We start from the raw sequence: 12,813 nt of genomic DNA, 5'->3' as shown, positions 1-12,813 counted from the left end.
CGACCCCGGCCCGCGACGTACCCATCCACCCCTAACGGCCGAGACCGCCGTCACGGCGTGCGCCGCCCTGTGACGTCGACCTTGGCAGGTTTTCCCGGCACCCGCACCGGGCACAGCCTGCGGCCGACGACCTCTCACCAGGGAGACACCATGGAGATCAGCGGAATCTTGGCCGCCTCATCATCGGCCTGATCATCGGCGCACTCGGCCGACTGGTCGTACCCGGAAAGCAGAACATTCCGATCTGGCTCACTCTCGCCATCGGCATCATCGCCGCCCTCCTCGGCAGCATCGTCGCCGGAGCCTTCGGCGTCGCCGAAACCGACGGACCCGACTGGATCGAACTCGCCCTCCAGATCGCCTTCGCCGCCGTCGGCGTCAGCCTCACCGCCGGCATCTACGGCCGCCGCCGCTGACCGTACCGCCGTCACGGCCCCCAGCACCCGCCCCTCCGAGTCGCTGCTCCCCGAACCCGTGCTCCCCCACCGGCAAGGGCTGGCTGGCGACCGGAGCCGCGGGGAGCCCGGCGGGTGCTGAATACCTCGTCCGTCCTGGTCATGGCCGTCTTGATCACCGCGATGAGAACGCGGGCGCAGTGACGAGCGCTCTCATCCATACGCAGGTGGTGATCTACGTTGCGTGCTGCGCGAGGATGACAGGCTGTGCTGTTGCGACTGGCCTACCTCGGTGTGACCAACGCTCTCGCGCTGCTACGGCTGCTGCCGATGAGCGACCGGGATAAGGACGCCGAGATTCTGGCGTTGCGGCACCAGATCACCGTCCTCGAACGACAACTGCACGGCGAGCGGGTCCGGTTCACGCGGGCTGACCGGGCGTGGCTGGCTGCTCTACTACACCGGCTGCCGAGGGACATCGTGCGCGGCCTGCGGCTGCTGGTCCGCCCGGAGACCGTGCTGCGCTGGCACCGGGATCTGATCGCCCGCCGGCATGCCAGGATCTCCCGACCCCGGCGGGCCGGGCGGCGACGAACCGTCCGGTCAATCCGACGGCTGGTGCTGCGCATGGCCCGAGAGAACCCCACGTGGGGGTACCGGCGCATCCACGGTGAACTGCTCGTCCTGGTGTGAAGGTCGCCGTGTCCACCCTCTGGGAGATCCTCCAGCAGGCCGGCATCGACCCGGCACCGCAGCGCACCAGCACCACCTGGGCAACCTTCCTGCGCTCCCAAGCGCACGCCATTATCGCCGCCGACTTCTTCGAAACCACGACACTGACCGGCGCCCGCATGTACGTCCTTGCGGTCATCGAACACGCCACTCGCCGGGTCCGCATCCTCGGCGCCACCGCCCACCCGACCGCCGGCTGGGTAACCCAGGCAGCCCGGAACCTCGTGATGGACCTCGAAGATGCCGGATGCCGAGTGAAGTACCTGATCCGGGATCGGGACGGAAAATACCCGGCCCTGTTCGACCCGATCCTCGCCGACGCGGGGATCGCGGTCGTGCTCAGCGGGGTACGGACGCCGCGCATGAACTCGATCATGGAGAGGTGGATCCAGTCCTGCCGCCATGAACTGCTCGACCGGACACTGATCTGGGACCAGTCGCACCTGTTGCACGCCCTGCGCGAGTACGAACGGCACCACAACCAGCATCGTCCTCACCGCGGCATCGCAAACGCCGACCCCTACATCCGCTGCCCGAACCGATCACCGATCCCGCAGCGCTGACACGTCTGCACGTCCATCGGCACGACCGGCTCGGCGGACTCCTACACGAATACGAGAACGCCGCTTGACCAGCACGGACGGGATTTTCGGCACCCGCACGCGGGGCCACCGCAGATGATCATGCGCTCCCAGTTTGCTCCCAACGTAAGGAGCAGAAAAGAAACGGCTCGTTACCGATGATCTGGTAACGAGCCGTTTGACGTGCTTATATAGCTGGTGGGCGATACTGGGTTTGAACCAGTGACCTCTTCCGTGTCAAGGAAGCGCGCTCCCACTGCGCCAATCGCCCTCGCTTGTAGCCGAGGTGGAGACGGGATTTGAACCCGTGTACACGGCTTTGCAGGCCGTTGCCTCGCCTCTCGGCCACTCCACCGAGGTAGCCCCCGACATGTGGCGGCATCTCCGAGCGGACGACGGGACTCGAACCCGCGACCCTCACCTTGGCAAGGTGATGCGCTACCAACTGCGCTACGTCCGCTTGTCATCCGGTGTTTCCTGGTGACGGATGAGAACTTTAGCCGAGGCCGCGAACAGATGCCAACTCGGGGGTCCGGTCGGCGGGTCAGCAGTCCCCGCCCCTGCACAGCCGCCCGCAACCACCTGCCGGCCCGTCCTGATGAGCTTCCGCGCAGGCCCTCGGGCCCCGACCGCCCCACGACACCACCCATAACCATCCTAGGAACCTGGGAACCAGGAGAAGTGACGTGGGGCCGGACGGACGGGTTACTTTGCCGCGTTCAGGTCGTCGAGGGCCTGGCTGGCGCCACGGTGCAGGGACACCGGGTCGGTCTTGCGGGCGGTGTCCAGGCTGATCTCCTTGGCCGCTGCGTTGGCCTGTTCGAGTTGCGGCTTCCGGTCGAAGAGCGCCTTGGTCAGTACGCAGACCAGGTTCGCGTCGAGGTCCTCCTTCACCAGCAGGAAGTTTGGTACCACGATGGTCTTGACCTCGGCCGGCGTGCCGTAGGTGGCGGCCGGAATGGCGCTCTCCTCGTACACCGGGTTGATCTTCTTCATCTCGGCCAGCAGCGGGGTGATGTCCAGGAAGCTGACCTGGTCCTTGGCCGTGGTGAGCAGGTCGGTGATGCCCGGCGTCGGCAGGCCGCCCGACCAGAAGAGCGCGTCGATCGAGCCCTCCTTCATCCCGTCGACGGTCTTGGCCAGGTCCAGCCGCTGCGCCTGTACGTCCTTGGCCGGGTCCAGCCCGGCGGCCTGGAGCAGCCGGTTCGCGATGACCTCGGTACCCGACTTCGGCGAGCCGGTGGAGACCCGCTTGCCCCGCATGTCAGCCACCGACTTGATCCCGGCATCGTTGCGGACGATCACCTGGGTGTAGTTCGTGTGGATCCGGGCCAGCGCCTGCACCGGCTGCCGCTGCCCCTCGAAGCTGCCGGTGCCCTGCACCGCGTCGGCGGCGGTGTCGGCCAGCGAGAACGCCACCGCGTACGTCCCGGCGACGAGTTGCTGGATGTTCTGCACCGAGGCTCCGGTCTCGGCCGCGGTGGCCTTGACCTTGCTGCCCGGGGCGTTGGAGACCTGCTCGGCGTACGCGTTGCCGAGGGCGAAGTAGACCCCGGTCGCGTTGCCGGTGGCGATGCCGATCCGGGTCTCCGTACCCACCTCACAGGTGACGTCGCCACCCGCGTCGGTGCTGGCGGTGTCCTGCCGGCCACCACAGCCGGCCAGACCGGCCAGGCCCAGACCGGCGGCGGTCACCGCTGCCAGGATCCTCGTGCTACGTCTCATTTCGCATCCTCTCCCACGCTCGAACCCATTCCCTGGTCCCTCTGGCCGCTGTCGCCCTCCGCCACTCGAGCAGCGCCGCCGGCCCGCGAGGCATCCCCCTGCGACGCATCCGTCCGCGAGGCATCCGCCCGGGAGGCATCCGCCCCGGAGCCGCCGTCGACCCGGGAACCGCCACCCGCCCGCGAACCGCCGGCCGCCCGGGAGTCACCGGAGACCCGCGACCCGCCGGCCGCCCGGGAGTCACCGGAGACCCGCGAACCGCCACCCGCCCGCGACCCGCCGCCCGCCCCCGAACCAGGGTCGGTCGACTCCGGCGTACTTTCCGGTGCGCCATCCGGCCGCTGCGTCTCCACCCCGTCCGCCGCGTCCTCGACACGTCCGTCGATACCATCCCTGGCGCCCTGCAGAGCCGGGTCCCGAGAGCTGAGCGGAGCCGGGTCAGGAGAGCTGGGCGGAGCCGGGTCCCGAGGGCTCGGCACGGTCGGGTCCGACCCCTCGACCACCACCGCACCGGCTCCGGACGTACGACGGCGCCGGGCCAGCGCCGTCAGCACGGCGACGACCAGCAGTCCACCGCCGATCGCGATCGACACCGGGTGCAGGTAGAGCAGCAGCAGCCCGGCAACCGCGCTGAGGGTCCGTTCGACCGTGCCGGCCGGTCCGACCCCGAGCAGCCAGCCACCGGTCGCCACGGCGAGCGCCGCCACGCCGAGACAGCCGACCAGCCCCGCCCAGAGCACCTCGACCGGTGAGCCCCGGCCGAGCAGGTACTCCCCCGGCCCGGTGAGCACGAAGGCGATCGGGGCGAGGAACGCCGGCAGGGCGTACTTCAGCGCCTGCCACATGGTCGGCACCGTCCGGCCACCGGTGATCGCCGCCGCGCCCACCGCCGCCAGCGCGGTCGGCGGGGTGACCTCGGAGAGCACGGAGTAGTAGAAGACGAACATCGCGGCCGCCGGAGCCGGTACGCCGAGCGCGAGCAGCGCCGGCCCGATGATCACCCAGCCGATGATGAACGAGGCGGTGACCGGTACGGCGAGCCCGAGCAGCGAGAGCGCCACCGCCGCGAAGACCACGGTCAGCGCCAGTACCACGGTCGGGTTGTCGGTCAGCGCCTCGGCGCCCCGGACCAGCAGCGAGGCGAACTGCGCGCCGAGCCCGGTCTTGGTGGTGGTGGCGGTGATGATGCCGGCCGCGCCGCAGACCGCGGCGACCGGGAGCACCCCGCGGACCCCGGCGGAGAGGGCGGTGAAGAGCCGTCGTGGGGTCAGCCAGCTCCGTCGGTCGAGGAAGCTGAGCAGCACCGCCAGCCCGGTGGCGTAGACGACCGCACGGGTGGCGCTCATTCCGAGCGCGAGCAGGACGACGATGACGATCAGTGAGGAGAAGTGGTAGCCGAACCGACCCAGCAGCCGCCACACGGAGCCGGCGGCCACCTCGACCGGGCGTACCTTGAACCGGCGGGCGTCGATCTCGACGGCGAGCAGGATGCCGAGGTAGTAGAGCAGGGTCGGGATCACCGCCCAGCCGAGCACGGTCAGGTAGGAGACCTCGAGGTACTCGGCGACGATGAACGCCGCCGCACCGAGCGTCGGTGGGGAGAGGATCGCGCCGACGCCGGCCGCCGCCAGCATGCCGCCGGCGTGTTCGGCCGGGTAGCCGGCGCGGCGCAGGATCGGCCAGGTGACCGCGCCGACGCTGACCGCGGTGGCGGTACCGGAGCCGGATACGGTGCCGAGCAGGAACCCGGAGGCGACGGCGGTGCGGCCGGCCGCGCTGCGGGAGCGCCGGAACGCCGCCACCGACAGGTCGACGAAGAACCGTCCGGCGCCGGAGAGGTCGAGTACCGCACCGTAGATCGTGAACAGCACGATGTAGGTGGCGGCGACGTCCAGCGGGGTGCCGTAGAAGCCGCTGCCGGAGTTGTAGAGCGCGTCGACGATCTGTCCGAAGTCGAGCCCGGCGTGCGCGATCGCCCAGCTCTGCGGCAGCAGCCCGCCGTAGTAGCCGTAGCCGAGGAAGAGCAGGCAGACCACCGGCAGGATCCAGCCGGTGGTGCGCCGGCACGCCTCGACCAGGAGTACCAGCAGCAGCGCGCCCATCAGCACGTCGACCGGGGCGAGCAGCCCCTGCCGGTCGAGGAAGGCGTCGTAGCCGCCGCCGGCGTCGCCGATCGCCAGCGGCAGCACCGGATAGAGACAGACGACCAGGGCGAGCCCGGCCAGCAGCCAGTCCGGCACCGTCGGCAGGTCCCGGCGCGACCCGCCCGGAGCATCCTGATCGGGTACCCGACGACGCCCGCCCGCCGGCAGCCGGCTCGCCAGCCGGTCCGGCAGCCGCAGGCCCGACCGGTACCCGAGGAAGACCAGTGGCAGCACGCCGGTCAGGAAGACGATCAGATAGAACTGGCTGCCCTGGGCCAGTGGCCGGAACACCTGCCAGAGCACCAGCAGCGCGACGGCGAAGGCGACCACCGCCACCCCGACCTCGACCGGGCCGGTGAGTTGCCGGGCCGGCCGTTCCTCGTCGTCGTAGCTGACGACGGCGGTGGCGACGTCCGGGGTGGCCAGGGCGGGGATCTCGTCCCGCCCGATCCGGACGGACGACTCCGCCGGATGCTGACCAGGACCGGGACCAGGACCGGGACCAAGACCGGAACCGGGACCAGGACCGGGACCGGGACCGGGACCAGGACCAGGACCGGGATCGGGATCGGGATCGGGATCGGGACCGAGATCAGGGCCGGGGCCGGGATCGGGCGGGCCTGCCGGAGTTCCGGGGCTCGACCGTTCCAGGGTGGACCCGTCGGGTGCCGGCTCGGGTTCGGCGTCCGCCGCCGGAGGGATTTTGGCCACACCGTCTGGCATGTGCGGACACTACTACGGGGTACCGATGGTTGCGGATCTTTCCCGGTCCGGCGGTCGCTCCGCCGGGCCGGGCGGTTGACCGGTTGCGACGGCCGGTCGACACGCCGGCCGGGCCACCGCCGCGTCCCTGCTCGGCGGGCTGGCCGCGACCCGGCGACGGGTACGGGGACGTGCGGCTTCTGATGCGCTAGTGGACAGTCTGACCCGCTAGTAACTTATCCGACGTGTTGATAGCTTATTGTCTCCGCCGGAATGGGCTAACGTAACCGCGTGACGAGACGTGCGGCAGAGGTGCGCCTGGATGCGCTGCTACGCACCGCCTGCGACGTGATCGCGACGCGGGGCCTGGCCAACACGCGTACCGCCGACGTGGCGCAGGCCGCCGGGGTGAGCCAGGCGCTGGTCTTCTACCACTTCGCCACCAAGGAGCGGCTGGTCGCCCAGGCGTTCGCGTACGCCGCCGAGCAGGATCTCGCCCGAGTCGACGCGGTCCTCCGGTCCCCGGCCACCCCGCTGGTCAAGTTGAAGAAACTGCTCCGGCTCTACGCCCCGCCGGGCCGGTCCCGGTCCTGGGCGATGTGGATCGACGGCTGGTCGGAGTCGCTGCGGACGCCGGAGCTGGAGAAGGTGTCCCGACGGTTGGACCTGCGCCGGCGGGAGGGGCTCGGCGAGGTGATCGCGGCCGGGGTCGAGGACGGGGTGTTCAGCTGCGACGATCCGGCCGGGGCCGCCTGGCGGATCAACGCCCTGATCGACGGGCTCGCCGTGCAGCTGGCGGTGCACGACCGGGTGATCCCGCGCCGTCAGCTCACCGAGTGGGTGCGACTCTCGGTCGCCCGCGAGCTGGGGCTGCTCGCCGACCAACTGGACTGACCGCCGACCCGCCCGCTCGGCTCGGGCCACTTCCCCGGCGGCCGGTGGGCGTACCGGGGCAGAATCGGGTGGTGGATCTGCTGATGACGTACCGGCGCGCGGTGGCCGACTTCGCCGACCTGGTCGGCCGGGTCGGTGCCGACCGCTGGGCCGGGCCGACGCCCTGCACCGACTGGGATGTCCGGACGCTGGCGCACCATGTGGTCTGGGAGGAGCGCTGGTCGGTGCCGCTCTTCGCCGGCGCGTCGCTGGCCGAGGTCGGCGACCGGTTCTCCGGTGACCTGCTGGGCGCCGACCCCGCCGCCTCGGCCCGGGACGCCGCCGAGCAGGCGTGCCAGGCCGTCGCCGACCCGGCCGTGCTGGACCGCCTCGTGGAGTTGTCGGCCGGGCCGACGCCGGGTCGGGAGTACCTGCACCAACTGCTGGCCGAGCACCTGGTGCACGGCTGGGACCTGGCGGTCGCGATCGGCGTCGAGCCCCGGCTCGATCCGGCCGGCGTACGGGAGTGCGCCCGGTGGTTCACCGAACGTACCTCGATGTACCGGGACAGCGGGCTGGCCGCGCCGGGGGTACCGGTGCCGCCGGAGGCGAGCGAGCAGGACCGGCTGGTCGCCGCGTTCGGCCGGGATCCGGGCTGGCGTCCCCCCTCCTGAGCGATCTCGCCGCAACTCGGCACCGAGCGCCGGGAGTCCTGAATCGATTCATGCACCGGCGGTCATTCGTCCGACCAGGGCGGCTCCGGCCCGGTCGGTGAAGCCTCCATTGACAGGCCCCGCCCGGCGGCGGTACCTTCGTGCGGTTTGTTGAATGGTTTCATCACCGCCCGCCACCGGGGCGCGTGCACACACCCGGCGAGGGTGTGGCCGCCAGGAGCCGATGGGAAAGTCGACCATGACAACTGGGACCCTGCGCAGGCCGCCGCCCCGGCCCGCCGCACCGGGCGGCGCCGCCGCCGGAGCCCGGCCCCGATACCGACGCAACCGACCCGGGATCGCGTACCTCTTCCTCTCCCCCTGGGTCGTCGGGGCGCTGCTGCTGACCGTCGGTCCGATGCTCGCCTCGCTCTACCTGTCGTTCACCGACTACGACCTCTTCACCTCTCCGGAGTGGGTCGGGCTGGAGAACTACCAGCGGCTCTTCTCCGACGACGCGCGGTTCCTCGCCTCGGCCAAGGTCACCGCGACGTACGTGCTGATCTCCGTACCCCTGAAGCTGGCCGCCGCGCTCGCGGTGGCCCTGCTGCTCAACCGCAACCGGCGCGGGCAGGGCTTCTACCGGTCGGCCTTCTACGCGCCGTCGCTGCTCGGCACCGGCGTGGCGATCGCGCTGGTCTGGCGGGCGATGTTCACCGACGCCGGGGTGGTCGACTCGGTCACCGGCAACTTCGGCTGGGACACCGGCGGCTGGATCAACGAGCCGGACTACGCGATCCATGTGCTGATCATCCTGGCCGTCTGGCAGTTCGGCGCGCCGATGGTGATCTTCCTGGCCGGTCTGAAGCAGATCCCGACCGAGCTCTACGACGCCGCCGCGGTCGACGGCTCCGGCACCTGGCGCACGTTCCGGTCGGTGACGCTGCCGATGCTCTCCCCGATCATCCTGTTCAACCTGGTGCTGGAGACGATCCACGCCTTCCAGGCGTTCACCCCGGCGTTCATCGTCAGCGGCGGCCGGGGCGGGCCGAGCAACTCGACCCTGTTCTACACGCTCTACCTCTACGAACGAGGGTTCTCGCAGTTCCGGATGGGTTACGCCTCGGCGATGGCCTGGATACTGCTGCTCGTCATCGCGATCATCACGGCGGTCTTCTTCGGCACCTCGCGCCGCTGGGTGTTCTACTCCGGGGAGGACCGGTGAGCACGCTCTCCGACGGCCTGTCGACCCGCACTCCGGCTACCCGCACTCCGGGGACTCGCCGGCCGGGCGCGACCGGGGCCCGGCTGCGTACGGCCGGCTGGCACGCGCTGATCATCACCGTACTGGTCCTGTTGCTGTATCCGGTGGTGTGGCTGCTGGCCACCTCGATCAAGCCGACCGACGAGATCCTCTCCAGCCTCAGCCTGCTGCCGAGCCGGCTGGCGCCGGAGAACTACTCCGCCGCGCTGGACGGGATCGCCGGGATCGGCATCTGGCAGTTCTTCACCAACTCGGTGATCGTGGCGGTCGGCTCGGTGATCGGCAACCTGGTCTCCTGCGCGCTGGCCGCGTACGCCTTCGCGCGGCTGCGGTTCAGGCTGCGCGGGCCGCTCTTCGCGTTCACCCTGTTGACCATCATGCTGCCGTACCACGTGGTGCTGATCCCGCAGTACACGATCTTCCAGAAGCTGGACCTGGTCGGCACCTTCGTACCGCTGATCCTGCCCAAGCTGCTCGCCACGGACGCGTTCTTCGTCTTCCTGATGGTGCAGTTCATCCGGGGCCTGCCCCGGGAGCTGGACGACGCCGCCGAGATCGACGGCTGCGGCCCGGTGCTGACCTTCCGGTACGTGATCCTGCCGCTGCTCAAGCCGGCCCTGGTCACCACCGCGATCTTCACCTTCATCTGGACCTGGAACGACTTCTTCAGCCAGCTCGTCTACCTCAACGACCCGGAGACGTACACGCTGCCGCTGGCGCTGCGGCTCTTCATCGACCAGACCAGCGAGTCGGCGTACGGGCCGATGTTCGCGATGTCGGTGCTGAGCATCGTCCCGGTGATGCTCTTCTTCCTGGCCTTCCAGCGCTATCTGGTGGAGGGGATCGCCACCTCCGGCCTGAAGGGCTGACGGGCCGGCCGGTTCGGGGGTATTCGGGGCGCGGGGTCGGTCAGGACGCCAGGACCGGCCCCAGCGCCTCGACCTCGTCCCGGGTCAGTTCGCCGTCCGCCACCACGATCCGGTGCCGGCGCCGCACCGAGGCGCCGGCCGGGACCGGCAGGGTCCGTTCGAAGGCGAGCGCGACGCAGACCCCGGGATAGATTCCGGTCCGCACGAACCAGTGGTCGCCGTCAGCCAGGCCGGCGAAGACCAGCGTGTACGGCCGCCCGCCGTCGGCCGCGCCGACCATCGCCAGCCACGGCTCGGTACTGCCGTTGACCCGCTCCTCCCCCTCGGCGCTGGCCGTGAAGGCCCGGTTGGGTCCCGGGGCGACCCGCCAGAAGAAGCCGCCGTAGCCGGCGCCGTCCGGCCGGCCGTTGGTGGCCGGGCTGCCGAGCACGATGTCCCGGTCGGCCGGTGCGGTCAGGGTGTAGCCGAAGTCGAGCAGCCAGGCGTCGGTCCGGTCGGCGAGGCCGGTGGCGGCGACCCGCCGCTCCTCGGTGAGCAGGGTCGCACCGGCCGGGTCGAGCCAGCGCAGCCGCTCGGCGAACCCGCCGTCACCGGGACCGCCCGCACCGGAACCGCCGTCGCCGGAACCACTCTCACCGGAACCGCCGTCGCCGGGACGACCGCCCCAACCGCTTCCGCCGGGCGCGCCGCTGCCCTCGGAATCATCGGCACCCGGGGCCGGCGGGTCGGGCAGCCAGCGGTCGTGCACGATCCGGCCGTGGTCGTCGAGCCAGGTGTAGCCGGCGTCCCGGACGTAGGTGCGGCCGCCCCAGAGGTTGGTCCCCGAGACGTCCTGCATGGCGACCGACACCCCGAGGTGCCAGCGGTGGTCCTCGGGCAGCGTGTCGGTGACCACGACTCCGCCGAGGGTACGCACCGGATGCAGGTACGGCCGGCGCCCCCAGCGGAGGTCGACGTGCGGGTCGTCCAGGACGTACCGCGCCACGGTCTCGCCGTGCACCCGCAGCCGTACCCCGGTCGGGTCCTCGCCCATGCTCGCCGCCCCTCTCTCCGTCGCTCCGCCGGTGCCGGCCGGCGACACCGGATGGGAAAGCGCTTCCCACACTCGGACAGGGTAGCGACGGTCGCGCCGCCGGAAAACCGCGCGGCGGAGGGCGCCAACCGACGGCGAGGTGCACCCGGTGCGGTGCGCCGGAAGGTTACTGTCGATCGCACGCGGTAGACGGGCCGCTGCGGGTGGTGCGGGCAGGCGCACGGTGGTGCGCGACCGCCGGATAAGCTTGACACGTTTCAGCCCGGCGGTCCGGGCTGCGGGAGGAGACGGTGGTGCCGGGACCAGCGGTGAGCATCCGCGACGTGGCCAGCCAGGCGGGCGTGTCGGTGGGCACTGTCTCCAACGTACTCAACCGGCCCGACATCGTCGCGGCGTCGACCCGTAACCGGGTGCTCGCCGCGATCAGCGAGTTGGGCTTCGTCCCCAACGACGCCGCCCGGCAGTTGCGCCGGGGCCGGGGCCGCACCCTCGGCCTGGTGGTGCTGGACGTGGCGAACCCGTTCTTCACCGACGTCGCCAAGGGCGTCGAGGACGCCACCGGCGCCGCCGGGATGGCAGTGATCTTCTGCAACAGCGACGGCGACCCGGGCAAGGAGAGCAGATATCTGGACCTGCTGGAGGAGCAGCGGGTCCAGGGGGTGCTGATCACCCCGGTCGACGACGCCAACGAGCGGCTGGTCCGGCTCCGGGAGCGGGGCGTACTCGTGGTCCTGCTGGACCGGCGCTCCACCCGGCCCGACGTCTGCTCGGTCGCGGTCGACGACCGGCTCGGCGGCGAGCTGGCGATGCGGCACCTGGTGGAGGCCGGGCACCGGCGGATCGCCTTCGTCGGCGGCCCGTGGCGGCTGGAGCAGGTGCGGGACCGCTACCACGGCGCCGTGCACGCGCTGGGCGAGGCCGGGCTCGCCGAGGAGGAGACCCTGCGCCGGTTCGAGACGCCGAGCCCGACCGTGGCGGCCGGCCGGGACGCCGCCTCCCGGATCCTCGGACTGCCCCGGTCGGCCCGGGCCACCGCGGTCTTCTGCGCCAACGACCTGCTCGCGCTCGGAGTGCTCCAGGAGTTGACCCGGCAGCAGGTGCGGGTGCCGGAGGACATCGCGCTGGTCGGCTACGACGACATCGACTTCGCCGCCGCGGCGGCGGTGCCGCTCTCCTCGGTACGCCAGCCACGGCAGCGGCTCGGCCAGACGGCGGCACAGTTGATGCTGGACGAGGCGAACGACCCGGAGAACCACCAGCACAAGCAGGTGATCTTCGAGCCGGAGCTGGTGGTCCGGGAGTCCAGCCAGTACGCGCGTACCCCGGGCTGACCCTGCGGATCGCCCCGGTTTCTTGACAGTTCGATGACGGCGCTCGTATGTTGAGTGCGGCTTGTTGAAACGGTTCATTTGTTGGGAGGCCCGCCGATGCGGCGAGTGTGCTTCGTCCTGCGGGTCCGGCCCGACCGGCTGGCCGAATACCGGCAACGCCACGCGGCCGTCTGGCCCGAGATGCTCCGGGCGCTGCACGCGGCCGGCTGGCACGACTACTCCCTCTTCCTGCACGACGACGGGCTGCTGGTCGGGCACTTCCGCACCGAGGACCTGGCCGCGTCCCTCGCCGCGATGGAGGCCACCGACGTCAACGCCCGGTGGCAGGCCGAGATGGCCCCCTTCTTCGTCGGGCTGGACGGACGCCGCCCCGACGAGGGGTTCGTCGTCCTCGACGAGATCTTCAACCTGGACGCGCAACTCGCCGCGCTGGACGACACCACGCTGGACCGCACCGCGCTCGACAACGGCGCGCCGGACAACACCACGCTCGACACCACGGAGGCCTGAT

11 protein-coding genes, 3 tRNA genes and 1 pseudogene are annotated in these 12,813 nt (G+C 71.0%); 9 read left to right on the top strand and 6 right to left on the bottom strand.

The features are described from left to right. Positions 1–150 precede the first annotated feature (150 nt). The 3 genes and pseudogenes from C6W10_RS38545 (at position 151) to C6W10_RS38540 (ending at position 1,690) form a co-directional block, all read left to right on the top strand. A pseudogene (locus C6W10_RS38545) lies at positions 151–416 on the top strand (GlsB/YeaQ/YmgE family stress response membrane protein). 246 nt (positions 417–662) lie between these two features. After that, positions 663–1,088 (top strand): hypothetical protein, encoded by a 426-nt coding sequence (locus C6W10_RS37995; RefSeq protein ID WP_199853938.1) that lies wholly within the window; start codon positions 663–665, stop codon positions 1,086–1,088. Further along, entirely contained in the window at positions 1,085–1,690 is a 606-nt protein-coding gene (locus C6W10_RS38540; RefSeq protein ID WP_234361770.1) for an integrase core domain-containing protein, read from the top strand. Before C6W10_RS37995 ends, C6W10_RS38540 begins: the two co-directional genes overlap by 4 nt. Positions 1,691–1,904: 214 nt before the next feature. On the opposite strand, the gene C6W10_RS15795 is transcribed toward C6W10_RS38540, so the two are convergent. The 5 genes from C6W10_RS15795 to C6W10_RS15775 form a co-directional block, all read right to left on the bottom strand. Beyond that, positions 1,905–1,979: transfer RNA gene (locus C6W10_RS15795), tRNA-Val, on the bottom strand. Positions 1,980–1,992: 13 nt separating this feature from the next. Next, positions 1,993–2,063 (bottom strand) — tRNA-Cys (locus tag C6W10_RS15790). 32 nt (positions 2,064–2,095) lie between these two features. Further along, positions 2,096–2,168 (bottom strand) — tRNA-Gly (locus tag C6W10_RS15785). A 245-nt stretch (positions 2,169–2,413) separates the two neighbouring features. After that, entirely contained in the window at positions 2,414–3,433 is a 1,020-nt protein-coding gene (locus C6W10_RS15780) for a TAXI family TRAP transporter solute-binding subunit (RefSeq protein WP_107258738.1), read from the bottom strand. After that, entirely contained in the window at positions 3,430–6,300 is a 2,871-nt protein-coding gene (locus C6W10_RS15775; protein WP_234361769.1) for a TRAP transporter fused permease subunit, read from the bottom strand. The genes C6W10_RS15780 and C6W10_RS15775 overlap by 4 nt, the downstream gene beginning before the upstream one ends. A 270-nt stretch (positions 6,301–6,570) precedes the next feature. Between C6W10_RS15775 and C6W10_RS15765 the strand changes: the two genes are divergently transcribed. The 4 genes from C6W10_RS15765 (at position 6,571) to C6W10_RS15750 (ending at position 9,938) form a co-directional block, all read left to right on the top strand. Beyond that, positions 6,571–7,173, top strand: coding sequence for a TetR/AcrR family transcriptional regulator (locus C6W10_RS15765; protein WP_107258737.1), 603 nt, complete (start codon positions 6,571–6,573; stop codon positions 7,171–7,173). Between the two features lie 71 nt (positions 7,174–7,244). Continuing rightward, a complete protein-coding gene (locus C6W10_RS15760) occupies positions 7,245–7,826 on the top strand; it encodes a TIGR03086 family metal-binding protein (protein WP_107263976.1) in 582 nt (193 codons plus the stop codon). A 238-nt stretch (positions 7,827–8,064) separates the two neighbouring features. After that, positions 8,065–9,030 carry a carbohydrate ABC transporter permease gene (locus C6W10_RS15755; protein ID WP_107258736.1) on the top strand — a complete coding sequence of 322 codons (966 nt, stop codon included), beginning with the start codon at positions 8,065–8,067 and terminating at the stop codon, positions 9,028–9,030. Next, the gene (locus C6W10_RS15750) at positions 9,027–9,938 is read left to right on the top strand and encodes a carbohydrate ABC transporter permease (protein WP_369938489.1); all 912 of its coding nucleotides are present in this window, start codon (positions 9,027–9,029) and stop codon (positions 9,936–9,938) included. The genes C6W10_RS15755 and C6W10_RS15750 overlap by 4 nt, the downstream gene beginning before the upstream one ends. A 40-nt stretch (positions 9,939–9,978) precedes the next feature. Here the strand turns inward: C6W10_RS15750 and C6W10_RS15745 are convergent, their stop codons facing one another. Further along, the gene (locus C6W10_RS15745) at positions 9,979–10,971 is read right to left on the bottom strand and encodes a PmoA family protein (protein ID WP_107258735.1); all 993 of its coding nucleotides are present in this window, start codon (positions 10,969–10,971) and stop codon (positions 9,979–9,981) included. Between the two features lie 293 nt (positions 10,972–11,264). Between C6W10_RS15745 and C6W10_RS15740 the strand changes: the two genes are divergently transcribed. After that, positions 11,265–12,302 carry a LacI family DNA-binding transcriptional regulator gene (locus tag C6W10_RS15740; RefSeq protein WP_234359110.1) on the top strand — a complete coding sequence of 346 codons (1,038 nt, stop codon included), beginning with the start codon at positions 11,265–11,267 and terminating at the stop codon, positions 12,300–12,302. A gap of 96 nt (positions 12,303–12,398) precedes the next feature. Then, positions 12,399–12,812, top strand: coding sequence for an L-rhamnose mutarotase (locus C6W10_RS15735; protein ID WP_107258734.1), 414 nt, complete (start codon positions 12,399–12,401; stop codon positions 12,810–12,812). Position 12,813 lies beyond the last annotated feature (1 nt).

It is taken from the genome of Plantactinospora sp. BB1, assembly GCF_003030385.1.
Taxonomy (GTDB): domain Bacteria; phylum Actinomycetota; class Actinomycetes; order Mycobacteriales; family Micromonosporaceae; genus Plantactinospora.
The sequence above is the reverse complement of the archived record's forward strand: the minus strand, read 5'-3'. Positions and strand labels throughout refer to the sequence as shown.